General features: G+C 64.6%; 20 protein-coding genes. 9 read left to right on the top strand and 11 right to left on the bottom strand.

What is annotated here, in order from left to right; genetic code table 11:
* Nucleotides 1-113: 113 nt before the first annotated feature.
* Nucleotides 114-1,484 (bottom strand): glutamine synthetase family protein, encoded by a 1,371-nt coding sequence (locus ACMDCR_RS26530; protein WP_413989482.1) that lies wholly within the window; start codon nucleotides 1,482-1,484, stop codon nucleotides 114-116.
* A gap of 233 nt (nucleotides 1,485-1,717) precedes the next feature.
* Here ACMDCR_RS26530 and ACMDCR_RS26525 point away from each other — a divergent pair, with 233 nt between their 5' ends.
* A complete protein-coding gene (locus ACMDCR_RS26525; protein ID WP_413989481.1) occupies nucleotides 1,718-2,557 on the top strand; it encodes an FkbM family methyltransferase in 840 nt (279 codons plus the stop codon).
* A gap of 29 nt (nucleotides 2,558-2,586) precedes the next feature.
* Here ACMDCR_RS26525 and ACMDCR_RS26520 read toward each other — a convergent pair whose 3' ends face one another.
* Entirely contained in the window at nucleotides 2,587-3,366 is a 780-nt protein-coding gene (locus ACMDCR_RS26520) for a hypothetical protein (protein ID WP_413989480.1), read from the bottom strand.
* A 171-nt stretch (nucleotides 3,367-3,537) separates the two neighbouring features.
* On the bottom strand, nucleotides 3,538-4,326 hold the full coding sequence (locus ACMDCR_RS26515) for a hypothetical protein (protein ID WP_413989479.1): 789 nt from the start codon (nucleotides 4,324-4,326) through the stop codon (nucleotides 3,538-3,540).
* 312 nt (nucleotides 4,327-4,638) lie between these two features.
* Here ACMDCR_RS26515 and ACMDCR_RS26510 point away from each other — a divergent pair, with 312 nt between their 5' ends.
* Entirely contained in the window at nucleotides 4,639-5,388 is a 750-nt protein-coding gene (locus ACMDCR_RS26510; RefSeq protein ID WP_413989478.1) for a hypothetical protein, read from the top strand.
* A 309-nt stretch (nucleotides 5,389-5,697) separates the two neighbouring features.
* Here the strand turns inward: ACMDCR_RS26510 and ACMDCR_RS26505 are convergent, their stop codons facing one another.
* A complete protein-coding gene (locus tag ACMDCR_RS26505) occupies nucleotides 5,698-6,141 on the bottom strand; it encodes a MarR family winged helix-turn-helix transcriptional regulator (RefSeq protein ID WP_413993738.1) in 444 nt (147 codons plus the stop codon).
* A gap of 275 nt (nucleotides 6,142-6,416) precedes the next feature.
* On the opposite strand from ACMDCR_RS26505, the gene ACMDCR_RS26500 reads away from it, so the two are divergent.
* From ACMDCR_RS26500 to ACMDCR_RS26470, 7 genes are all read left to right on the top strand, one after another.
* Complete coding sequence (locus ACMDCR_RS26500) at nucleotides 6,417-7,160, top strand: DUF899 domain-containing protein (RefSeq protein WP_413989477.1); 744 nt, start codon at nucleotides 6,417-6,419, stop codon at nucleotides 7,158-7,160.
* 88 nt (nucleotides 7,161-7,248) lie between these two features.
* Nucleotides 7,249-8,019, top strand: a complete 771-nt coding sequence (locus ACMDCR_RS26495) for a VOC family protein (RefSeq protein WP_413989476.1) — start codon at nucleotides 7,249-7,251, stop codon at nucleotides 8,017-8,019.
* A gap of 243 nt (nucleotides 8,020-8,262) precedes the next feature.
* A complete protein-coding gene (gene denD / locus ACMDCR_RS26490) occupies nucleotides 8,263-9,267 on the top strand; it encodes a D-erythronate dehydrogenase (protein WP_413989475.1) in 1,005 nt (334 codons plus the stop codon).
* 50 nt (nucleotides 9,268-9,317) lie between these two features.
* Nucleotides 9,318-10,283, top strand: a complete 966-nt coding sequence (locus ACMDCR_RS26485) for a 2-hydroxyacid dehydrogenase (protein WP_413989474.1) — start codon at nucleotides 9,318-9,320, stop codon at nucleotides 10,281-10,283.
* Between the two features lie 382 nt (nucleotides 10,284-10,665).
* Complete coding sequence (locus ACMDCR_RS26480) at nucleotides 10,666-11,760, top strand: helix-turn-helix transcriptional regulator (protein ID WP_413989473.1); 1,095 nt, start codon at nucleotides 10,666-10,668, stop codon at nucleotides 11,758-11,760.
* A gap of 404 nt (nucleotides 11,761-12,164) precedes the next feature.
* Entirely contained in the window at nucleotides 12,165-12,953 is a 789-nt protein-coding gene (locus ACMDCR_RS26475) for a winged helix-turn-helix domain-containing protein (protein ID WP_413989472.1), read from the top strand.
* A gap of 305 nt (nucleotides 12,954-13,258) precedes the next feature.
* Nucleotides 13,259-14,851 (top strand): ABC-F family ATP-binding cassette domain-containing protein, encoded by a 1,593-nt coding sequence (locus ACMDCR_RS26470; protein WP_413989471.1) that lies wholly within the window; start codon nucleotides 13,259-13,261, stop codon nucleotides 14,849-14,851.
* A gap of 90 nt (nucleotides 14,852-14,941) precedes the next feature.
* On the opposite strand, the gene ACMDCR_RS26465 is transcribed toward ACMDCR_RS26470, so the two are convergent.
* The 7 genes from ACMDCR_RS26465 to ACMDCR_RS26435 all read right to left on the bottom strand — a co-directional run bounded on the left by ACMDCR_RS26465 (nucleotide 14,942) and on the right by ACMDCR_RS26435 (nucleotide 24,710).
* Nucleotides 14,942-17,338: an aldehyde dehydrogenase family protein gene (locus ACMDCR_RS26465; RefSeq protein ID WP_413989470.1), complete on the bottom strand. Its 2,397-nt coding sequence runs from the start codon at nucleotides 17,336-17,338 to the stop codon at nucleotides 14,942-14,944.
* A gap of 167 nt (nucleotides 17,339-17,505) precedes the next feature.
* Nucleotides 17,506-18,468 (bottom strand): deoxyribose-phosphate aldolase, encoded by a 963-nt coding sequence (gene deoC, locus ACMDCR_RS26460; protein ID WP_413993737.1) that lies wholly within the window; start codon nucleotides 18,466-18,468, stop codon nucleotides 17,506-17,508.
* Between the two features lie 91 nt (nucleotides 18,469-18,559).
* On the bottom strand, nucleotides 18,560-19,558 hold the full coding sequence (locus tag ACMDCR_RS26455; RefSeq protein WP_413989469.1) for a sugar-binding transcriptional regulator: 999 nt from the start codon (nucleotides 19,556-19,558) through the stop codon (nucleotides 18,560-18,562).
* A complete protein-coding gene (locus ACMDCR_RS26450) occupies nucleotides 19,555-21,072 on the bottom strand; it encodes an FGGY-family carbohydrate kinase (protein WP_413989468.1) in 1,518 nt (505 codons plus the stop codon). Before ACMDCR_RS26450 ends, ACMDCR_RS26455 begins: the two co-directional genes overlap by 4 nt.
* A 95-nt stretch (nucleotides 21,073-21,167) precedes the next feature.
* Entirely contained in the window at nucleotides 21,168-22,184 is a 1,017-nt protein-coding gene (locus ACMDCR_RS26445) for a galactitol-1-phosphate 5-dehydrogenase (RefSeq protein WP_413989467.1), read from the bottom strand.
* 255 nt (nucleotides 22,185-22,439) lie between these two features.
* Entirely contained in the window at nucleotides 22,440-23,582 is a 1,143-nt protein-coding gene (locus ACMDCR_RS26440) for a glycerol dehydrogenase (protein ID WP_413989466.1), read from the bottom strand.
* Nucleotides 23,583-23,720: 138 nt separating this feature from the next.
* On the bottom strand, nucleotides 23,721-24,710 hold the full coding sequence (locus ACMDCR_RS26435; RefSeq protein ID WP_413989465.1) for an ABC transporter permease: 990 nt from the start codon (nucleotides 24,708-24,710) through the stop codon (nucleotides 23,721-23,723).
* Between the last annotated feature and the right edge of the window lies 1 nt (nucleotide 24,711).

Raw genomic sequence — 24,711 nt, 5'->3', positions numbered from 1 at the left:
CCGAAGATATCCATCCGATTGAACCGATCTTTTGTATCGAATGCAGATGGTTTGGGCAATTTATATCGTCTTGCGATATAAATTCGAGGCGTCGGAAAGTCTTTGCCGCACGCTCAGAAGAACATCTCGTATTCCCGCACGCTGAGTTCGGAGAGGAATTCCTCATGCTGGCCGTGAACGAGATGCGCATAGGTTTCCAGGTAGCGCCTGGAGAAATAATCCCTAAGCACCCTCGCGCCCCTCAGGCGGCGGGCGGCCTCGAAGACGTCGGCGGGCAGGCCGGGATCCCTTGTGAAACCGGCATGCTTGCCGGCTACCGGTGCATCCGGTTCGAGCCTGCGCGTAATGCCGTGGTGGGCGGCTGCGAGGATGGCGGCGACGGTGAGATAGGGATTGGCATCCGCCCCGGCAACGCGATGTTCGATGCGCCGCCCCGGCCCCCTGTCGGTGGGAATGCGCAAAGCGACCGTGCGGTTGTCCTCGCCCCATTTGCGGTTGACCGGCGCGAACAGACCGCCAAAACGGCGGAAGCTGTTATGGTTTGGCGCGAAGAAGGCAAGGGACTCCGGCATCAGCTTCTGCATGCCGGCCACGGCGTGGCGGATCATTCTCTCGCCTTCGGTGGGATCGGCGAAGATGTTGCGGCCCTCCCTGTCGCCTAGGCTGACATGCACATGCAGGCCCGAGCCCGTCTGGTCGGCATAGGGCTTGGCCATGAAAGTGGCATCCCAACCCTCGGCCCGTGCTGTGCCGCGGATCAGGCGCTTGAGCAACACGGCATGGTCGGCCGCGAGCACCGCGTCGTCACAGTGGTGAAGGTTGGTCTCGAATTGGCCGACGCCCATCTCGGCAATGACGCTGCCCATCGGCACATCCTGCGCGCGGGCGCCATTCTCCAGCTTGGCCGTCCATAGCGCCACTTCCTCGAGCGTCAATACGGAAAGGTTGGTGGGCGGACCGATAGGCCGGCCGGTACGCCTGATCACCGGCGGGCGTATGCGGCCGTTGGCCTCGCGGGCGCCGTCGGTGAGGAAGAACTCGTATTCGCAGGCCACCGTCGGGAAGAAGCCGTCCGCGTTGAGCCGCGCCACGATGGACTTCAGGAGATGGCGCGGATCGGTCCACAGCGGTTCTCCGGTGGCGGCGAGGGTGATGTCGAGCATCACCTGCGCCGTCGGCACGGCCGCCCAGGTCATCGGCCTCAGACTGCCGGGGATCGGCATGCCCCTGGCGTCTGGATCGCCATCGTCCCAGCCGATGCCACCCGAACCATAGCCGCCATGCTGCGGGTTCAGCACGTAGGGAGCGGCGGAAAAGCCCATGCCAGAGCGATATAGGCTGTCGATCTCCACCACCGGCAGGCGTTTGCCGAAGCCGTAGCCGGTGAGGTCGGGCGTGAATGCTTCGATGAAGCGGGTTTCGGGACGGGCGGCGAGGAAGGCGGCGACCTCGGGATGGCGCGGCGCGCTTGTATCTGCGGGCATGATGGCTCTCGATGGGGCCCCAGAGAACGCGAGCGGCGGGACGGCGTCAAGATCTCCCTGGGACCGCCCGCATCCTGCCGGCCTCTTCCTTTCCGGCGGGTGTCGCGTTTCCAGAGCAGGCAAGGATGCGTGCGATCCCAAGTCCCTCTGGCTGGCTGCCCGCACCTGACGAGACTGTCATCCGGCCCGAAATCATGGCATCCAGCCGGAGCGAGCCGCGATAGGGAAACCTGATGAAGACATATCTCAGGGAATGCCGATGGGGCATGTTCATGCTGCTGCGTGGCGACATGATCAGCCAATATGTCGACATGTATGGCGAATGGGTGGAGACGGAGGTCGAGCTCTTCAGAACCTTGCTGCCCCATGACGGCGTGTGCATCGAGGTCGGCTCCAATATCGGCATGCACGCCGTGCCGCTCTCGCGCTTTTGCGAGAACGGGCGAATCTATTGCTACGAGCCGCAGCGCCCGGTCTTCCATATCCTGTGCGGCAACATGGCCCTCAACAACCGCCTCAACGCGGTGGTACGCAATCTTGCGGTCGGAGAGAATCCCGGGCGTATCAGCATCCAGACCGGCGACTATGACGAGGCCTGGAATTACGGCTCCTTCTCGATCGACGCGGGCTTCAGCACCGAGGCGGCGTTCAAGGGGGGCGTCCGCAGCGAAACGATCGATATCGTCAGCCTCGACGGCGATCGGGAGTTGGCCGATCTTGCCCGGCTCGACCTGATCAAGATTGACGCGGAAGGCTTCGAGCCGCAGGTGCTGCGCGGCGGGCGCCGTCTCATCGGGCTGCACCAGCCCTATCTCTTCGTCGAGGCGAACAAGGCCGAGGTGGCGGAAGATATCCTGGCTGAGCTACGCCCTCGGGGCTATGCCGCCTACTGGTTTCTTGCTTCGCGTTTTCGCGCCGATAATTTCAACCGTTCGAGTTTTTCCGTGGCGGGCTGGGACTCGAACATCGTCTTCTGCCCGCCGGGCCGGCCCTCTTTCGAAGGCAAGCTGATGCCGGTGCAGGATTTCGGCGACCTGAGACGAGGCGTGCCGGTCTTCTCGCGTTTCGGATGAGGCAATGACGCGCTTCGCAGCCCGGTCTTTTACCAATGGCCCTGCTGCTTGAGACTCGTCTCGACATCGCCGCTGAAGTTGTACTGGCCCAGATGCGAGAGCTTGGACTGGGAATCCACCCAGACCCTGCCGCCGATGTCGCGCCAGCGCCGGCAGAAGGCGTAGTCCTCGGAGAGGTAGCGGCCGGAATCGGGGTCGACCATGCAGTCGAAGAATAGCCAATGCAACGGCTTGAGCGGATTGTTGGGCGGTCCGTCCGGCGTGTAGTTGAGCTTTGGATAGGCCTCCATCATCTTCGGAAAGACGTGGCGCTTGATCACCATGAAGCCGGTGGGCGCTTCCGAAACTTCGATGAAGCCCTCGGCATCGACATGCTGGCCGATCGGCGTCTTGCCGTGATCGACAGGATTGAAGGCGTAGCGCGCGAAACGAATTTCCAGCTGCTCCCTTGTCATGCCCGGCGGCAGGGCGTCGGGCCAAGCCAGCGCCTTGATTGGATAGACGCCGCCGACCACATCTCTGTCGGCCAACAGCAGCCGGATCACGGCCTGGGTGTTGAAGGAGATATCGGAGTCGATCCAGAATAGGTGCGTGAAGGATTCGTCCTGCAGGAATTTCAGCACCACCATATTGCGCCCGCGCGTGATCAGGCTTTCGGAGTGCATGTGCAGCACGGTCTTGAGGCCGAGCGCCGAGGCATCGCAGGCGAGGCTGTACATGCTTACCACATAGTTCATGCTGACAGCGGAAATGTAGCAAGGCGTTGCAAACAACACCTTCATCGACTGGAGGGCTGAAATCTCGAGCATGTTCTGCTGGTTTTCGATTGGGGCTCCACGCCGCGTGGGCCCAGAGGCGGGAGAGCGAGAGGCGGCGGCTGACCACTATCGGGCAATTAGAACATGTCCGGCGCAGGATTCAAAGGCAGCTTCGGGCGCCATGCACAAGCCATCCGACGGTATCAGCCGGTGGGTTCGACCCTATTTTGCCGGTTGCGCCGTTGGAAGGATGGAGGAGCTGTCCGGTGTCGGAACGATGGCGGGCGGCGTCGCGGCGGGCGCCGGAAGGGGAATGGGCGAGGCGGACGGCGCCGGGGCGGGCAGTGGAATCTGTGCCTGTGGAGTCGGCTGCGGGATGGGAACTGGCGCCGGTGCCGCCGGACCAACTGCCGGACCAAAGCTCGAATCGACGGAAACGGCGATGCAGGTCTTGTTTACGCCTGGCAGCAGGAAAACCCGTTTGCCGTTGCGATCGATCATGATCTGCGTATTGAGGATCGGAGTGGGGGTGGACCCGGTGGATTGCATGTATTTCTGCGCCGTGCTGCAGTCGCTGGCGAGAGGGAATACCTGCACGGCTACGCCGTCGCAGCCGCCGGGCGTGGGTGTGGCAATGATGGCCGCCAGACCGTTAGCCGGCATCACCTCGGGCCGTTGGATAACCGCGACGCTCTGGAACGCATGCTGGGCGGGCGCCTGGCCGTTCCAGCCCGACTGTACGTCATATTGGCTGTTGAGCGTCCCGCGCGATATCTGATCGACCATGCCGAGGCATTGCGTCATGCCAAGCTTCTGGGCCTGCTGGACGGGGAGCGGCGGTTCGGGCAGGGGAGCGGGAGCGGCGGCGGGCGCGGCCTTCTTCGCAGGCGCCTTGCCCTTCTTCGCGGGCTTCTGTGCTGTCTGAGCCTGCGGAGCTGAGGGCATGGTGCAGATCGCCCCCATCGCACCGACACTCAGGGCCAGAAGAAGGCGTTGAAGGAGACTGCGCATGCGGGGGTCTGTCCAGTTACCGAATTCGCGCTGCTTATAAGGGAGGACGCTGGGTTGAGACAGGCCCCATTCGGCAGCGCCGCCGCCGTCCGGCATTTTTTCGTGGACTGGCGAGGCGGAGATGGAACGTGGTAGTACCCAACGCGCGCATTCAGCTGCGCGATTTGGTCATCCGGGCCAAGGCCGTCACGAGTACCGCACAATCTGGAAGACGGGTCTCCATTCCATGAAAGCTTTGCCCAAGAGAGACAGCCAGGCCCAATGAAAGCCTATCCATTGCAGATATTCTCGACGACAGAACGGCGCCCGCTCATGAGCCTGACGGCCGTGGGCGTGCTCACCCTCAGCCTCGCGGCTGGTTTCACGATACCGGCCGTCGCCCAACAGCAGCCTACCGCCAAAACGCCTCCATCGGCGCCTGCCCAACAGCAACCCGCCGCAACAACACCTCCACCAACCGCTGCTCCGGCCGGGCCGCAGGCTGTAAAACTGGATCCCAAGGCAATCCTGGTGCTGGTGCGTTCCACCTTGATCGCGCTCGACCAGGCCAACAAGACCGGCAACTACTCCGTGCTGCGTGATCTCGGAGCGCCCGACTTCCAGCGCGGCAATACACTGGCGAAGCTCGGCGACCTCTTCGCCGGCCAGCGCAAGGTCGGCCTTGACCTCAGTGCTGCCCTGATCCTGGAGCCGACCATCACGCTCCAGCCGCAGGTCGAGAGCAACGGCTTGCTGCATCTGGCGGGCTATTTTCCCGTCAACGGCGATGGAAAGCTGAATTTCGAGATGCTCTATCAGTTCGTTGACAAGAGGCTGGTGCTTTATGGGCTCAGCGTGAATGTGAGCCAGGCCGGCAGCCCGCCCGCAGCCGCGCAGGCGCCCGCTCCGGTTCCTGCGACGGGTGCCCCCGCGGCACCGGCGCCTGCCGCCAACGCTCCAGGGCCCGCCGCAGCCCCGGCACCGGCGTCGTCGGATCCCCCCAAGGCCAAGCCCAAGCCGAAACCCAAGCCCAAGCCCAAAGCCGAGCCCAAGCCGGCACCGGATGCGGCTCCGGCCCAATAGGCTCCGGACCCGACGCTCCATCGCACTTTGCAGCGTCACTTGAACAGCGGTCCCTCGGGCCGCTGTTTGCATTTGCGGCCTGTGGTGTTCCGGGCGTGTGGATGCCACTCGTCGAAAGGGAGTGGAGGAAGAATGCCCTCGTGATTCTGTCCGGCAAGCGAGGCTGCATTGCCGGGTTGTGAGTTCCACAGGGCGCTAGCAATCGACCTTGCCTACGGTTCCTGTGCCGGCCCGCCTGTTGAAACCGGTTCCGGCCTTACCTAGCGTCACTTATTCACTTGCATTATTGCAAAGCTTGATTGCCCGGCTTCAGGCCAGCGCCGCCAAGTCCTGCCGCAGCCTGTCGGCATTGCCCTCCGGCAGGCTCGCTTCAAGCGCCTCATGCGTGCTCTTCCAGATCGGCAAGGCGTTCGCCAGGACCGTGCGGCCGGCGGGTGTCAAGGCGAGCAGGCGAGAGCGCCTGTCGGCCAGGTCGGGCGTCACCGTCACCAGCCCGCGCCGTTCCAGGACCTTGAGCGCTGCGGTCAGCGTGGTGCGATCCAGGGCGAGCAGGGCTGATACCGGCGCCATCGTCGGGGGCTCGGGCCGGTTGAGCGCCATCAGCAGGGAAAACTGGTTGTTGGTCAGCCCCACCGGACGCAAGGCGAGGTCGAAGCGGCGCGCCAGCGCTCGGGCCGCGCGCTGCACATGCAGGCACAGGCAGGAATCTTTCACGAGCAATGTCGTTTCGAAGGACACTGAGACGTCTTCCATCTGTAGCGACGGAGAAGACGGTTCGATGGTTCTGGTCTGGCGCATCATATCGATCGGCTATCGGCCTGCGTTCCGAGATTTTTGCGGAAACGAGGCTCTTTGACAGGCAGGAATAATGTTGATATCAACCTTTCCTGTCAAGAAGCCCGAGAGGCTGACGACGTATATTTCAGGTGAGGCGGACGGCGGTCTGCCTGCGGAAAAGCGCGGCGGGACAAAGATTTGGAACGACATCCGGTTGCTTTGGCTCGGTTGAAGCTCTTGAGGAGGATGAAATGACGGCACATCCGGTTGTATCGCGGGAAGAATGGCTCGCAGCCCGCAAGGCGCTGCTCGTGAAGGAGAAGGAGGCGACGCGCGCGCGAGACAGGCTCAATGCCGAGCGCCTGGCTCTACCCTGGGTCAGGGTGGACAAGCCCTATGAATTTGACACGCCGCATGGGCGCAAATCCCTTGCCGACCTCTTCGCCGGCCGCAGCCAGCTGATCATCTACCATTTCATGCTGGGACCGGACTGGACCGCAGGCTGCACCGGCTGCTCCTTCCTGGCCGATCATTTCGACGGCGCGCTGCCGCATCTGGAACATCACGATGTGACGCTCACGGCGGTGTCGCGCGCGCCGCTCGCCAAGATCGAGGCCTACAAGGCCCGCATGGGCTGGCGCTTCCCGTGGGTGTCTTCGCATGGCGGCGACTTCAATTTCGACTATCACGTCTCCTTCGAGCCGGCGGAGTTGAAGAGCGGCGCTGTCTTCTACAATTTCCGGGAGATTCCGGGCTCCGAGGCAAATGACGAATTGCCGGGCCTCAGCGCCTTCTACAAGAACGAGGACGGCACGATCTTCCACACCTACTCGAGCTATGCCCGTGGGGGAGAGGAGATGATCGGCACGCTGATGATCCTCGACCTCGCGCCCAAAGGCCGCAACGAAGGCTCGACCATGGATTTCGTGCGCCGCCACGACGAATATGAGAGCAAGCCCGCCCTTGCCTGCTGCGGTGCTGCCGCAACGGCATGAGCGCCAGATAATCGTCACCTTCTTTCGCTAAGGTTCCACCCGCCCTCGAGGGCCAACGCAAACCCCGTATTGCACAGGGAGAAAACACATGACCGACCACCACGGCAGCTTTGTCTGGTATGAGCTCATGACCAGCGACACCAAGGCCGCAGAGGCCTTCTACAAGACCGTGATCGGCTGGGATGCCGCCGATTCCGGCATGCCCGGCGTCGAATACACCCTGTTCTCGACCAACGGAACGCGCGTCGCCGGCCTGATGACGGTGCCCGCGGAGGCTGCCGCCATGGGCGCCCGGCCGGCCTGGATCGGCTATATCGGCTGCAACGACGTCGACGCAGTGGCGGCCGAGATCAAGAAGGCCGGCGGCAGGATCATGCGCGAGCCGGACGATATTCCCGGCATCGGCCGCTTTGCCGTGGCCGCGGACCCGCAGGGCGCCGTGTTCTGCCTCTTCAAGGGCCAGGGCGAGCCCCCCGAAATGCCGCCGATGAATACGCCCGGCCTGATTGCCTGGCGTGAATTGAACGCCGGCGACGGGGCGACCGCTTTCGACTTTTATGCCGGCCTGTTCGGCTGGCGCAAGGGGCAGGCCATGGATATGGGCCCGGCGGGCGTCTACCAGATGTATGGCAAGGGCGACGTCGACTTCGGCGGCATCATGACCAAGATGCCGGAAGCCCCGATGCCCTATTGGCTCTATTACATCAACGTCGCCGATATCGAGGCCACTCACGGCCGCATCAACGCCAATGGCGGCAAGGTGCTGCATGGTCCGGTGGAAGTGCCCGGCGGCATGTGGATCGTGCAGGGCCTGGACCCCCAAGGCGCCATGTTCGCCGTGGTCGGCCCGAAGGTTTGAGCCCTGTTTCCGACGCAAGCGTGATGCCCGGGCGAAAGTCCGGGCATTTTCGTGCGGTGACTGGTCGAGTCTCACGGAATAATCGCCGGCACCATGAATTGTAGGACCAAAGCTTGCCTCGCTTCTGCAAAGGTCCTATCGCTAGGGCCCCGCCCGGTCCGGCGGATCACAAGCAAGAATTCTGGCAGGGTGTGGCGGCGTGTTGTCGGGCGACCACTCCCGGGGAAATGACGAGGCGTGGCGATGAAGGTGCTGATTCTGGGCGCGGCTGGCATGATCGGCCGCAAATTGTTTGAAAGCATTGCCCAGAGCGGCATGTTCGGTGGCAAGAAGGTCGATGAGGTCCTGCTCAGCGACGTCGTATTGCCCCTGGTGCCGCCCGGCCTGCCCTTTACCTGCAGCGCCTCGCAGGACGACCTGCCGGCGCGTGGCACCGTGGAACGACTGATCTCAGCCCGTCCCGACGTGATCGTGCATCTGGCCGCAATCGTCTCCGGCGAAGCCGAGGCGGATTTTGAGAAGGGCTACCGCATCAATCTCGAGGGCACCACGCGCTTGTTCGAGGCCATCCGCCAGGCCCATGGCACCAGCGCCCCGCGCGAGGGCTACTTTCCGCGCGTGATCTTCTCCTCCTCGATCGCCGTGTTCGGCGCGCCCTTCCCAGAGCGGATCGGCGATGAATTCTTCAACACGCCGCTCACCTCCTACGGCACGCAGAAGACGATCGGCGAATTGCTGCTGGCCGATTACAGCCGCAAGGGCTTCTTCGACGGCATCGGCATCCGCCTGCCGACCATCGCGGTCAGGCCCGGCAAGCCAAACAAGGCGGCTTCCGGCTTCTTCTCCGGCATCCTGCGCGAGCCGCTCAGCGGCCAGGAAGCGATCCTGCCGGTGTCGGACCAGGTGCGGCACTGGTTCGCCAGCCCGCGTTCGGCCGTCGGCTTCCTGCATCATGCCGCCGCCATCGACACCGCCCAGCTCGGTTGGCGCCGCAACCTCTCGATGCCCGGCCTTTCGGCCACCGTTGCGGAAGAGATCGAAGCCCTGCGCCGCGCTGCCGGCGACAAGGCCGTCGCCCTGATCCGCCGCGAGCCCGATCCGGTGATCGAAAAGATCGTGGACGGCTGGGCGCGTGATTTCGATACCGCGCGCGCCCTCTCGCTCGGCTTCGTCGCCGACAAGGACATGGACGCGATCATCAAGGTCTATATCGACGACGAGCTTGGCGGTAAGCTGCCGAACTACTGATCCTCCGACTGCAAAACCGTCTTTCCTGCCTGTACCGGATTGTTCTGCCGATGCCTTCGCTCGACTTGCTGATGCCCCGCCCGATGCTGCCGCACGCCACGGCGGTGCTGGAGAAGGAGTTCAACGTCCACAAGCTCTGGCAGGCGGGCGATCAGGCGGGGATGCTGGCAGATCTTCGCGACAAAGTCCGCTTCATCGCGGCAGGCAGCCATTCGGTGGTCGACGCGGCGATGATCGAGGCGCTGCCGAAGCTCGAGATCATTGCCAATTTCGGCGTCGGCTATGATTCGGTCGATGCCGCTGCGGCGGCCCAGCGCGGCATCATCGTCACCAACACGCCCGACGTGCTGAACGAGGATGTCGCCGATCTCGCCATGGGGCTGTTGATCTCCACGGTGCGCGAGTTGCCGCAGGCCGAGAAATATCTGCGCGAGGGCAAGTGGCGACACGAGAATTATCCCCTCACCCGCGGCACGCTTCAGGGCCGCACCCTCGGCATCGTCGGCCTTGGCCGCATCGGCAAGGCAATCGCAAAGAGGGCAGAGGCCTTCGGGCTGAAGATCGCCTATTTCGGCAGGCGCCGACAGGCGGATGCACCCTATCCCTATTACGACAGCGTGCTGTCCCTCGCAGAGGCCGTCGACACGCTGATGCTGATCCTGCCGGGCGGCGCGGAGACCCGCAACCTGATCGACGCCAAGGTGCTCGAGGCGCTCGGACCCCACGGCATCCTGATCAATGTGGCGCGCGGCTCGGTGGTGGACGAGCCGGCGCTGATCGCTGCCTTGCAGAAGGGCGAGATCCTCGGCGCGGGCCTCGATGTCTTCGCGGACGAACCGAAAGTGCCCGAGGCGCTGATCGCGCTCGACAATGTCGTTCTCCTGCCCCACGTCGGCTCGGCCTCGCACCACACGCGCGCGGCCATGGGCCAGCTCGTGATCGACAACCTCATTTCCTGGCGCGATGGCAAGGGTCCGATCACGCCGGTTGCAGAGACGCCGTGGCCGAGATCCTGAGGCGTTGCGGACTGCCTGGTCCAAAACGAGCGGCCGTGATTACGCCAACGCCGTTCGCTGGTGGCTCTGTTCTCGGGCCTTGGACCTGGCCGAAAAATCGCAAGAGGCCGACAAGCGTTCGTCATTGCGAGCGTAGCGAAGCAATCCAAGAGGATTGGCGAGCTCGCAATAACTGCGCTTCTGCTGCCTCTTTCGCTTCGTTGCACTTTTCGAGTCCGGCTCCTAGACCGACAAATCGATGATGTAAGATCATCTCAAACCCGGGAATAATGACGAGAAATTAATTCGTTTCCCGGCGAAACCGGCAATCCAGCGGGCATTTTCCTTATGAAAGCGAGGCGTGATCTGGAATAATACGCGCGCTTTCAATGGGAAGCCTCAGATGATCGAAGGGTTGGTCGATCGCATCTACGAATGCGCCTTCGTGCCGGAGCAATGGCCGGGCACGCTGGATACGCTTTCGAACCTGACCTCGGGGGCCGGTGGCAGCCTCTATATCTTCGGCAAGGATGCGACCATGCTGACTGCCTCGCCCGGTGCCCGGGAGCGGGCGGCCGGAGCGCTCAGGGGTGGTTTCGTCCAGCGCGGCCGGGGTTTGGCGCGCGTTCTCGCCTCCTCGCGTTCCGGCTTCATCACCGAGCGCGACATCATGACCATGGACGAGCTGGAGCAGGAACCGCTCTATCGCGACTTCTGGCGCCCGGCCGGCATCGGCTCGATGGTGGTCACGACGGTCGAACTGCCCACCAAGGAATCGCTGTTGCTCCTCTTCACGCGCTGGCTCCAGCAGGGCCCGGCGGAACGCGCACTGGTCGACCAGCTCGACAGGCTGCGTCCACATCTGGCGCGCAGCGCCCTGATGACGGCCCGCCCGCAGCTCGAACGCGCCAAGGTGGCGAGCAAGACGCTCGCCGCTCTCGGCCTTCCCGCCCTCGTCCTCGATCGGTATGGCAAGGTGCTCGCGGCCAACAGCCTGATCGAGAGCCTGCCCAAATTCGTGCGTTGGCGCGCCTTCGACGGTGTATCCTTCAGCGATAAGGCGGCTGACCAGCTCTTGCGCGATGCCATCGCGACCGTCGACCTCGCCGAGGGCGCCAGCGTGCGCTCCTTCCCGGTGCGGGGCGGAGGGGCGATGATGGTGGCCCATGTCGTGCCGATCCGCCTGAGCGCGCGCGATATCTTCGCAAGCTGTGCCGCCACGCTGATCATGACGCCGGTGACCGCGCCGGAAGCGCCGCGGGTCGAACTCGTGCAGTCGCTGTTCGACCTTACCCCGGCTGAGGCGCGTGTCGCCCGCAGCCTCGCTACCGGGGATACGGTCGAGGACATTGCCGTGCGCAGCGGCGTTACCCTGAATACCATCCGTACGCAGGTGCGTGGCGTCCTGGAAAAGACCGGCTGCAGCCGCCAGGCCGAGGTGATCTCCCTGCTCGCCGGCGCCGTCCCGAGCGTCCGCTTGGGCGCGAGCCCCATCTAGATGTGAGCGTTCAGCTCGAGACGTCCGTCCGTTCTCCAGCGGTACTGTTCCCCAGGGAACAGAGCGTCCGTCCCCTTCGCGCGACAAGAGACGTGGAGCAACGATCAAGGGCCGCGGGTAGACGGTCCGTCCTGCTTCCGCCACCAAGATCGCGATGACGATTGGGAATGTAACAAACCGTCCAGCAAGGCAATATGCCGCGCCTTAGGTAAGAAATATTCCCGTCCTCATCTATTTTGGTGATGTCACCCGGCGCCGCACAAGCAACACTCCCCATCACGCGGTTCCGGATCATTGGGCGTCATCTTCTTCTTGGCCCGCCGGTTGCCTGCACGAACACCAATCCGACGAGAAGCGGGGCTGACCTCGCCGCGAGCAAAACCAGATGCGGAAAGATATGGGTCATGGATCAGGAGATTACCTACAGGCTTGGCGAGACCGTTCTGGATCTCAGCCGGGGAACCCTCCGCAAGGCAGGCGAATTGGTGTCGCTGCGCCCCAAGACTTTCAAACTGCTGGGGTATCTGGCGCATAATGCCGGCAGGGTGGTGACCAAGGAAGAGCTGCTCGATGCCGTCTGGCCCCGCACGATCGTGACCGAGGATTCGCTCACCCAATGCATCCGCGATGCGCGCAAATGCATCGGCGATGAGGACCACAAGGTCATCCGCACCGTGTCGCGCCGCGGCTACATGTATGTGCCCTCATGCGGCGAGGAGGACGACTTCGCCGAGCCTCTGTCCCGGGCACCCTACGATCTCGACCTCAGCCTGATTTCGACCGAACCCAGGGTCGCCGTGCTGCCCTTCCGCCTCGGCGGGGCGAGCCAGGCTTTGAAAAGCAATTTCGACGTAGTGGCGCAGGAGATCCAGACCGCGCTCTCCACCTCCCGTACGATCACGGTGCGCACGCTCTCGCCCGCCATGCCCGCCGCCCTGATCGAGGCCAGCGTCGACTATCTGGTGGAGGGAGAGGTCCAAGGCGGCGATCCGCATTTCAACGTGATCGTGACCCTCACGGAGGCGAAGTCCAAGCGCCGCCTGTTGACCCAGACCTTCTTCCTGAAAGCCGAGGGTATTCTCGCCTTTCACCAGACGGTGGCGAGGCAGGTCGTCAGCGCCCTCGTCTTCAACATCGAGACCTCTGCCTGGCAGTGGACGACGCAGGGCAGCAGTTCCGTGCATGTGTGGTGAGGCCATGGGACTGCCGAAGGGGTGAGTCGCGACTGTCGTAGGAGTCGGTCCATCCCGGCGATGGCGGCGCTATGTGATATTTTCTCACATGGCGCCGCACTGGCTTTCGACGAGGTGATGATCGCGGACGCCGATCCCGCCAGGTTGCACCCGACCTTCCTCGCCGCGGCGATCCGAGCGGCTCCCTTGCGTCCCGCTCCTTTCTGCCCTAAATCGCTGGCACCGTACTCCGACAGGATGGTGCACCGTGGATTCCAACCCGATCGCAATGCCGCTTCGCCTTGCCACCGGGACTCTGCACATCCATGCCTGCCGCCATCACTCTGTCCAATCTGTCGTGGTCTACCCCTGAGGGGCGGACCCTCTTCTCCCATCTTGATCTGAGCTTCGGGCCCGAACGTACCGGGCTTGTCGGCCGCAACGGTGTCGGTAAGACCACGCTGCTCGGGCTGATTGCCGGCGAGATCCCTCCACAAACTGGGGCCGTTACTGTCGGCGGCAGCCTCGGCATCCTGCGCCAGAACGTGCACGTGGCGCCGGGCACGACCATCGCCGACCTCTTCGGCGTGGCCGGCGCACTGGCTGTGCTGCGGCGGGCGGAAGACGGGGAGGCCGATGCCGACGAGCTCGCCACTGCCGACTGGACGCTGGAGGCACGCATGGCCAGTGCTCTGGCCCATGCCGGGCTCGACGCGGAGGGCGGGACGCCACTCGCCACTTTGTCCGGTGGCCAGCGTACGCGCGCGGGCCTTGCCGCCCTTGTCTTCGGGAAGCCAGATTTCCTCATCCTCGACGAACCGACCAACAATCTCGACCGCGAAGGACGGGAGGCGGTGATCGCGCTGCTGGCCCATTGGCGCTCAGGCGCGATCATCGTCAGCCACGACCGCGAATTGCTCGAAACCATGGACGCCATCGTCGAGCTGTCCACGCTCGGCGCCACGCGCTATGGCGGCAACTGGAGCCACTATCGCGAGCGCAAGGCGTTGGAACTCGCGGCTATCACGCACGATCTCGCGGACGCTGAGAAGCGCGTCGCCGAGGCTGCCCGAAATGCCCAGGCAACCGTGGAGCGGCAGGCACGCCGCAACAGCACGGGCAAGAAGAAGGCCGCGAGGGGCGACATGCCGCGGATCGCCCTCGGCGCCCAGAAGCAGAAGAGCGAGATGACGTCGGCCGGCAATGCCCATCTTGCCGAGCGGCGGCGCTCACAGGCCCTTGATGATGCGTCCGCCGCGCGGGAGCAGATCGAAGTGCTGCAACCGCTGTCGGTCAGTCTGGCGCCCTCCGGCCTGCCCGCGAGCCGGGTCGTGCTGAGGCTCGACGGCGTAACAGCCGGCTACCGGCTGGATGAGCCTGTCATCCGCGATCTGTCTTTCCAGATCGTTGGGGCGGAGCGCATCGGCATTACTGGCCCGAACGGCTCGGGAAAGACGACGCTGCTGGGGCTCATCACCGGTGCGCTGGAACCATGGGAGGGCTCGGTGCGGGTAATGGTCCCCTTCGCCATGCTCGACCAGCAGGTGAGTCTTCTCGATTCCAAACTGTCGATCCGCGACAATTTCCGACGCTTGAACACCGGCACGGACGAGAATGCCTGCCGCGCCGCGCTCGCCCGCTTCATGTTCCGGGCCGATGCGGCACTGCAGCTTGTTTCCACCCTCAGCGGCGGCCAGATACTGCGCGCCGGCCTCGCCTGCGTGCTGGGCGGCCCGACGCCGCCCTCATTGCTGATCCTCGACGAGCCGACCAACCATCTCGACCTCGACTCCATCGCGGCGATAGAGAGCGGGCTGCGTGCCTATGACGGGGCGCTGCTGGTCGTCAGCCATGATGAGGCGTTTCTGGAGGGGATTGGCGTGATGAGGAGGGTGGAATTGGGCAGCGGAGCGAGATGAGGCGGTTGGCATCGCGCGAGCCCGGTGTGCGGGGGCCTCCCACAGCTTAGTGGGGGAGGCGAGTCGCGCTCTTTGCTTTAGCTTCGCTCCTCACTCCCCATAAGGCACCCAGATGTTCTTCACCTGGGTTGCATGGCGCAGATAGTCCTCGCCCTGGGCCTGCACATCGACCAGCCAGTTGATCGGCCGGCCCTGGTTGGTCCAGGTCGCCTTGAGGTTGCCGGCAGAAGCTTTCTCGGCCGCCGCCGCACCGCTTCTGGAGCCGTGATACCAGAGGGCGTCGACATCGTCGTGTTCGGCCAGGGTCTTGGCGAGTTCGTCGCGGGCGCCGGTGACAATGTTGACCACGCCGGCCGGTACATCGGAGGTTTCGAGGATCTGGTAGAAATCCGTCGCCGCCAGCGGGAAGGCGGGCGAGGGCACCACGACCACCCGGTTGCCCATGGCGATGGCTGGCAGCACCAGCGAGACGAAGCCAAGCAGCGGCGCCTCGTCCGGGCAGAGGATGCCCAGCACGCCGAACGGTTCGTTCATGGCCAGCGTCACATTGCGCGTGCGGGTGGCATGCACCCGGCCGTCATATTTGTCGGCCTGGGCGGCGTAATAGAAGATGCGCCGGATTGCCTTTTCCACCTCGGCCTTCGCCGCCTTGGCGCTCTGGCCGAAGCTCACAAGGCGCTGTTCGAACTCGGCGGCGCGGGCAGCCATGTTCTCGGCGATGTAATAGAGCACCTGGGCGCGGTTATGCGCGGTGACGCCGCCCCAGCCGCCGGCCTTGGTGGCGGCCTCGACGGCGTTGCGGATATCCTTTCGGTTGCCGAGGCCAGCCTGCCCGAGCGTGGCGCCGGCGCTGCTCTTCACCGTATAGCTATAGCCGGAATCCGGCCGCGCCTGCTTGCCGCCGATGAAGAGCTTGGCCGTACGGTCGATGGTCGGCAGGGCATTGCCGGTAGGCGCTTCGGCCGGTGAAACGCTGAGCGCCGCGGCCTTGGCGTCCTCCGCTGCCGGCAGAGATTTCTCCCAATCGGGCTTGAGATATTCATACATGCCCTCACGCCCGCCTTCGCGGCCGAAGCCGCTTTCGCGATAGCCGCCGAAACCGGCCGCGGCGTCGAAGAGATTGGTGGAGTTGACCCAGACCACGCCCGCCTTCATGCGCGCGGCGCTGTCGAGAGCGCGGTTGAGGTTCTCCGACCAGATCGAGGCGGCAAGGCCGTAGCGCGTATGGTTGGCGAGCTGTATGGCCTCGTCCGGAGTGCGGAAGGTCATGGCGACCGCGACGGGGCCGAAGATTTCCACTTCGGAGACGGTCGAGGAAGGCTCGACATCGACGAAGATCGAGGGCGGGAAGAAATTGCCCTTGGCCGGCAGCGCGCAGCTCGATTGCACCAGCGTGCCACCCTCGCTCTCACCCTTCTTGACGAGGTCGCGGATGCGCTGGAGCTGCACCGGCGCCACGATGGCGCCCATGTCGACCGACTTGTCGAGGGGATCGCCGACGCGCAGTGTCTCCATCCGGCGCTTGAGCTTGCCGAGGAAGCGCTCGGCGATGCCTTCCTGGATGAGCAGGCGCGAGCCGGCGCAGCAGACCTGGCCCTGGTTGAACCAGATGGCATCAACCACGCCTTCGACCGCGCCGTCGAGATCGGCATCCTCATAGACGATGAAGGGCGACTTGCCGCCGAGCTCCAGCGACAATTTCTTACCGGAACCGGCCGTGGCCTGACGGATGAGGCGTCCGACCTCGGTGGAACCGGTGAAGGCGATCTTGTCGACATCGGGATGAGCCACCAAGGCTGCGCCGGTGGCGCCGTCGCCGGTGACGATGTTGACGACGCCGTCGGGCAGGCCGGCCTCGCGGCAGATCTCGGCGAAGGCGAGGGCCGTCAGCGGCGTGAACTCGGCGGGCTTCAGCACCACGGTGTTGCCGGCGGCCAGCGCCGGGGCGATCTTCCAGGCCAGCATCAGCAGCGGGAAGTTCCAGGGAATGATCTGCCCGCAGACGCCGACGGGACCATAGCCGGCAAACTCGCTCTCCATCAGCTCGGCCCAGCCGGCGTGGTGGTAGAAATGGCGGGCGACGAGCGGGATGTCGATGTCGCGGCTCTCGCGGATCGGCTTGCCATTGTCCATGGTCTCCAGCACGGAGAGGAAGCGCTCGCGCTTCTGGATATGGCGGGCGATGGCGTAGAGATAGCGCGCACGCTCATGACCCGGCAGGCCCGACCAGGCGGGAAACGCCTTGCGGGCGGCCTTCACCGCGGCATCGATATCCTCCGCCGTCCCCTCGGCGACCTTGCCGAGCAGGGTGTCGCGGGCCGGATTGGTAACGTCGAAGCTCGACTTGCCCTTCGAAGCGACGAAGGCGCCGCCGATGAAATGGCGGAAGCCTTTCTCATGCTGTTGAAGCCAGGCGGAGACATGGTTCTCGGCTTCCGGGGCGGGACCGTAGTCCATGGTTTGCAGGATTTCCTTGACGGTGGGCATGGGTATTCCTCCAGGGGGAGAAGAGGGGGCGGTCATCCCGGACGCGCTGCAGTGCGAAGCGATGCTGCGCAGATCCGGGATCGTAAGACGACAAGGGCGCCCCATCCGGAGCGCGGTCCCGGATCTGCGAAGCGTCACTGCGTGCCGCATCGCGTCCGGGATGACCCTTACGCCATCGCGTGATGCGTGAGCGCCGAGTAGCGCCCGGTGACGAAATGCTCCAACTGCCGCTCAATGTCGGCCAGCATCGAGCTCGCGCCGATGCGGAAGAGGTTCGGCTCGAGCCAGGGGCGGCCGAGTTCCTCCTTCATCAGCGCCAGCCAGGCGAGGGCGTCCTTGGCGGTGCGCAGGCCGCCGGCCGGCTTGAAGCCGATCATCTCGCCGGTGAGCTCGCCATAGTCGCGAAGCGCCCGGATCATGGTCAGGCTGACAGGCAGCGTGGCGTTGACGTCTTCCTTGCCGGTCGAGGTCTTGATGAAGTCGGAACCCGCCATCATCGCCACCATGCTGGCCTTGTAGACGTTGCGCAGCGTCTTGAGGTCGCCGGTGGCGAGAATAGCCTTCAGATGGGCCTCCCCGCAGGCCTCGCGCATGGCCTTCACCTCGTCATAGAGGGCGTTCCAGTCCTGCGTGAGCACCTGGGCACGGTTGATGACGATGTCGATCTCGCCGGCGCCCTGGTCGACCGCATAACGGATCTCGGCGAGGCGCTGCGGCAGGGGGGTCAGGCCGGCGGGAAAGCCGGTGGCGACCGACGCCACGGGAATGCCCGAGCCCTGCAGGGCCTTCACGGCCGGGGCGACCATGGTGGGATAGACGCAGACTGCGCCGACCGTGGGCGGAGTGTCGGCAAGGCCGAGAGCGGCGACGATGTCCTCGCGGATGGGCCGGCGCGCCTTCAAGGCGAGGCGATGCACGCGGCCCGGGGTATCATCGCCGGCGAGGGTGGTAAGGTCGATGCATTGTACCGCCTTCACCAGCCAGGCCGCCTGGTATTCCTTCTTCACCGTGCGGCGGCCGCCCAGCGTGGCGGCGCGGCGCTCGGTGGCGCTGAGATTGACCTGGACGTTCTCGAACCATTCGGGCTTCAGCGCCGTGCCGGGATTGCGGGCATGGGCGCCATGGCTCATCACGGTGAGGGCCGAGCCGGTTGGCACCACGCTGAGCGCCGGGGTGGTGGAGGCGGATTTCTTGGTGGCAGTCTGTGTGCCTTGATCGGTCTTATCCATGATGGGCCTCATCCAGGAGGAAACGCGCTGTCTGCTCGTCGGTGACGAGCACGTTGATATAGCCTGCCCGCAGGCAGGCAAGGGTAATGGCTTGCTTCGACTTGCCGGCGGCGACGCCGATCGAGAATTTGCGCTCCCGGCACAAACGCAAATCGAGGCCGATGGTTCTGGCATCGATGCCGGCATCGACGATATTGCCATAGGCATCGACATAACGGCTGAGAATATCGCCAACGGCGCCCCTCGCCTTGAGCGCCGCCGTCTCGGCTTCGGTGACGAAGCCGGATTGCACCAGCACCGAATCCGGGCTGATGGTGCCGAGGCCGAAGCAGATCACCGGTGCTCGGCGGGCAAGGTCGAGCACGCTGGCAATGGTGGGATCCTGCTCAAGCGCCACGCGCGTGGCGGCATGGCCGAGGATCGCCGGCACGGGCAGCAATGTCGCCGTACCATTGGCGGAGCGGGCGAAGAGTTCGGCGACATTGTTGGTGCGGATCGAGGGCGAGCGGATGTTCATCGCCCCGTTCAGCAGCACGACCTCGACGCCTTCGTTCCAGAAGGGTGGCAGGCGGTGGGCTACGGCGCTCATGGTGCGGCCCCAGGAGACGCCGATCAGCGGAACCTTGCCGAGCCCGGCCAGCATGCGGGCGGCGGCCTGCGCGACGCTTTCGAGCAGCAGGCCCTCGTCCTCCTCGCCTGAATGGGGCACCACCACAGCTTCCTTCAGGCTGTAGCGGCGCTGCAGCCGCGCCTCGATATCGGGGCTGCGCGGCGCGCGCGGCACGATCTCGATGCGCACGATGCCGGCCTCGCGGGCATCGGTGAGCAGGCGGCTGGCCTGCCAGCGGGTGAGGTTGAGCTCCTTGGCAAGCTCGCCCATCGTCATGTCAAGCTCATAATAGCGCTTGGCGACCTGGATCATCAGGAGCTCGCGCTGCTCACCCGACAGCGTGCGGAACTGGACGTCCTGGTCGAGATTGGCGACGCTCATGCCGCGCCTCCCAATTGCCGCGTGGCGAGGCGGCGTGAGAGGGGGGCCAGGAGTTCCGTGGCTTCCAGATAATCCACCAGCAGCTCGCCATAGCGCGCATGCGCCGCAAGGTCTGGTTCGATCAGGGTCGTCGGCTGACTCACCGCATCGGCGGCGGCGAAGAGGTCCTTGACCAGGCCGGCGCCGACCGCGGCGCAGGCGGCGGCGCCTATGATGGTGAGGTTGGTTTGCGAAAGAAGTTCCACGGGCATGCCAAGAGCGTCGACGGTTGCCCGCAACCATAGACGATTTTTGGCATAGCCGCCCGAACTGACGATGCGATTGCAGGGAATATCGAGCTCGCGGATACGCTTGAGCACATTGGCCGAGCCGAGCGCGACGCTTTCCACCGCCGAGCGATAGATGTCCGCCCGGCTGTGGCTCAGCGACAGGCCCATGACGGCGCCGCGCAGCAGCGGGTCGCGATAGGGCGTGCGGTTGCCCATGAAATAGTCGAGCGTCAGCAGGCCTGTGCTGCCGACGGGCTTGGCCGCTGCCTCCTCCCACAGCGCGGCGAGGCCGGACTGGTCGAGCTGGAAGACGTCGCGCGAGGCCCAGGATAGCACCGAGCCGGCAGAGACCTGTCCGGCCTCCACCAGCCAGTAATCATCGACCAGGGCATGAGGATAGGGGCCCCAAAAGCCGGTGACGGGCACCTTTGCCGCCAGCTGGAAGAGATGCACCACCGAGGTGCCCCCGATCATCAGATGTTCGCCGGGCCTGAGCGTGCCGGCGCCGACGATGCCTGTATGGGCGTCGATGCCGCCCTGCGCCAGCATGGGCCGGTTGACGAGGCCGAGATGTTCGGCCGCCTCGGCCCCGATCTCTCCGATCGGCGCGCCCACCGCCTTGATTTCGGGAGGAAGCTTGCGCGTGAGATCGGGCACGCCGAACTCGGCGAAGAGGCTTTCATGGAAGCAATTGGCGGCGGAATCATAGTTCCATTTGCAGGTCGCGTTCATGCGCGAGCCGACCCACAGGCCCGTCAGCTTGAAATTGATGTAGTCGAGGCATTCGCAGATGATCTCGGCCTGGGTGTAGACCTCGGGCTCGTGGCGCGCCAGCCACATCGCCTTGGGTACCAGCCATTCGGCGGCGTCGCTCCCTCCTGCATAGGCGAGGACAGGATGCGTGCCGCGCGCGGTAATGGCGGCCTCCTCGGCCGCGCGGCAATCCATCCAGAGCAGCGAAGGGCGCAGCGGCGTGCCATCTCTTTTGCAGGCGACCACGGTGGAGGCCGTGGTGGCGGCGCAGATGCCGTCGATATGGGGAGAGCCAAGGTCGCGCATCAGGCCGCGCGTCGCCTCGCCCAGGCACCGCCACCAGTCAGCGGGCGATTGTTCGGCCCAGCCCGGATAGGGCTGGCGCGTCTCGTACTGCACCTCCCGCTCGCCGAGCATGGTGCGGCTGTCGAGGTCGAACACGCCGACCCTGATGCCGCCCGTGCCGAAATCCAGGCCGAGAAGACGTGGCATGGAGACTCCCTGGGAGCGCGGACGTCTTGTCCGCTCTTGGAAACGATGGGCCCTATAATGGAGGAAGAGCGGACAAGATGTCCGCGCTCCCAGCGTTACGGCCTGAACATCACCTTCGAGAAGAAATCATTCTTCCGCTTGAAAGTCTCGAACATGGCCGGCAGCTCTTCCAGTTCCAGCTCGTGCGAGATCATGAACTCCCAGCGCAGCGTGCCGTTCGACAGCGCTTCGAGCGCCACGGTCCACTGCTTGCCGGGGAAGGGCGCGCCGAAGGAGTTCCACGCGCCGTGCAGCGAGATCTCCTGGCGCAGGAAATGCTGGAAGGTCTTGTTCTCCAGCGTCACATCGGCAACGGGAATACCGATGAAGACGACATGACCGCCGGGCCCGGCGAGCTTTGCCGCCAGGTTGATGGACGAGGGATGGCCGGCCGCCTCGACGATGAGGTCGCAGGTGAGGCCTGCCGGCACCTCGTCCGTCACCAACAGCGTCCGGGTGGCGCCGGCTTCCTTCGCCTGGTCGAGCTTCTGTTGCGAGATGTCGACGGCTACCACCTCGGTGCAGCCCATCAACTTCATCCACTGGATGGCGAACAGGCCGATCGGGCCGCAACCGATCACGCCGCCGCGCTGGCCCATGGTGGGCGGGGCCTTCCAGACCGCATGCAAGGCGATGGACGCCGGATCCGTCATTGCCACCGCCCGCGCATCGGCGCTTGCGGGCGTCTTGAGCAGGTTGCCCACCGGCACCGAGACGAATTCGGTATAGGCGCCGTCGCGGCGGCTGCCGAAATAGTCATAGTCGCGGCAGCGCGAGAAATTGCCGGTGGCGCACTGGTCGCAGACGCGGCAGGGAATGAGTGGGGCGACGCCCACCAGTTCGCCCGTCTCATAGCCGCTCACACCCTGGCCGATCTCGGCGATATGGCCGGAGAATTCATGTCCGCAGACGATTGGCATGCGATGCGCGCCCTTGGTGAGCATGCGCGGCAGATCCGAGCCACAAACACCGACGGCCGCAACGCGCAGGAGCACCTCGCCAGTGGCGGCGATGGGCTTGGGAACGTCCTCGAGCCGGATATCGCCGGGCGAATACATGACGGCTGCACGCATGATCAAAGTCCTTGGGGTGAAATGGGAAATGGGAAGGGCAGGTGGCGGCAGAACAGGGAGCGACGAGCCTCCCCACGAAGCTGGGGGAGGTGGCATTGTGGAGCAATGACGGAGGGGGTGTGGTCAGGATAAAGTGCGGGAAGCAGTATCTTGAGTTCCGTTTCGCGCGCCCAATTCTGGCCACACCCGCTCCGACCCGGCGTTGCCGGACCACCTCCCCCAGCTTCGTGGGGGAGGCTGGTTGCGCCCTGCGGGTCATGGTTGCGCTTCCCTGAACAGCGCGCTCGTGAACGCATCGAGCGCGATGATGGCGTCGCGGACGATCGCCACCGACAGCGGCACCGCCACACGCCAGGTGATCGAGCCTTCCTTCAGGGCGGCCTTGGCGACGCGCTCGATGTCGTCGGCCGTTACCTTCGTGAGTTTGAGATCGGCCAGCGTGCAAGGCAGGCCGAGCGTCTTGCAGAACCGCGCGGTCTCCTCAATCTCGGCGAGCGGGCGGCCTTCCAGCATCAGCAGGCAGAGCACGCCGAAGGCGACCTTCTCGCCATGGAAGAAGCTATGCGTCTCGTCGAGCACCGTCAGCGCGTCATGGATGCCGTGAGCGGCCGAGACGGCGCAGTTCTCGAAGCCGAGGCCGCTGAGGAGCGTGTTCGCCTCGATGATGTTCTCCACCGCGGGTGTCAGCGCGCCCTTCTCGACCGCAATCTTGGCGGCAAGAGCGTCGCGCATCAATGTCTCGTGGCAGACCTTGGCGATGGCAACGCCCGCAATCGGTGCAGGATATCCACCAGCGATGAAATTATTGGAACGCGATTCCAGGTTCGAACGGGCCTCGAACCAGGTGGAGAGGGCATCGCCAATGCCGGCGACGAGGAAACGCACCGGCGCCTTGGCAATCAGCGCACTGTCGACAACCACCACATCGGGGTTGCGCGGCAGCATGAAGCTCTCCTTGAACACGCCCTGCGGGGTGTAGGTCACCGCGATGGCGCTGGTGGGAGCATCGGTGGAAGCGATGGTCGGCACGATGGCGATGCGGGCCTCATTGGCGATCGCCGCGAGCTTGGCGGTATCGGCCGTCTTGCCGCCGCCGATGCCGACGACGACATCCGCCTTCGCCTTGGTCACCAGGGCGGTGACGCGGTCGATCTCCTCTCGGCAGCATTCACCGTTGAACCTCTCCACTGTGAGGGCGAGGCCGCTGCCTTCCAGCGAGGCGAGGATGGACTTGCCGAGCTTCTCGAACACGAAGCCGTCCACAAGCAGAAAAGCGGTCTTGCCGAGCGGCTTGAGGTGGCCGGCCAGGCGATCGATCTCGCCGGCGCGCTGGACATATTTCAGCGGGCCGCCGAAGGCCCGGCCGGAGGCGGCATGCCAGCCCTGTGTAGCGCTCATTGGAAGATCTCCCTATTCCCAGCGGCAGCCTGGCCGCCGACGATCCTTCTTCACATTTGTGAAAGAAGATCATTTATGTGAAAATCTAGACAAAAGAAGGCGCGCTGTCAAACCTTTCGACAGCGCGCTTTGTTGGTCTCAGCGCTTGAGCGTGCCGGTGGCGTATTGCAGCAGCATGGCCACGACGATGATGAGGCCGGTATAGAGCTGCTGGCTGTAGCCGGGCACGCCGGCCAGGTTCATGATGTTTGCGATGATGCCCATCACCAGCGTGCCGAGCAGAGTGTTTATGACATCGCCGCGCCCGCCCATCAGGCTGGCGCCGCCGATCACCACCGCCGCGATCACGTTGAGTTCCATGCCGACGCCCACCTGGGCCGAACCGATAGTGGTGCGGCTAGCCGAGATCACCCCGGCAAGGCCGGCAAGTGCGCCGGAGATCACATAGACGGCCAGGACATAGCGCGGCACGGCGATGCCGGACAGGCGCACCGCCTCCTCGTTGGAGCCGATCGCCGTGATGATGCGCCCGAAGCGGGTGAAGGAGAGCACGACGCCGCCGACAATGAACACCGCGAACATCAGGATCACTGGCTGGGGAATACCCAGCCAGTAGCCGGAGCCGAAATCGGCCAGCGACTGGCCCTCGTCGCCGATCGAGATCGGGCGGCCCTCCGAGATCATGAAGGAGAGCGAGCGTGCGATCGCCATCATGGCCAGAGACATCACGAAAGAGGGCAGGCGCATGTAGGCGACGAAGAAGCCCACCGCGAGGCCGCAGGCGGCGCCGCACAGGATGACCAGGAGGATCGAAAGGCCGACGCTGTAGCCCAGTGTCGAAATGAAATAGGCCGTGAGCACGCAGCCCAGCGCCAGTACCGAGCCGACCGAGAGGTCGATGCCGCGCGTGAGAATGACGAAGAGCATGCCGACCGACATGATACCGGCGCCCGAGGCGACCTGGCGCAGCACGTTGAGGATATTGGTCTTGGTCAGGAAGCTGTCGGTCCAGAACGAGGCGACGACGACCAACACCAGGAAAATGCCGAGGGTGGCGAAGCGTTGCACCAGCGCGCCGAGATCATAGCCGCGTTTCTTCTCGTCGCGGTTTTCGCTGAGAGCCGTCATG

Source organism: Labrys okinawensis (assembly GCF_047345005.1).
Classification (GTDB): Bacteria; Pseudomonadota; Alphaproteobacteria; order Rhizobiales; family Labraceae; genus Labrys; species Labrys okinawensis.
Note: the sequence above shows the minus strand (reverse complement) of the source record. Positions and strands in the feature narration are given on the sequence as shown.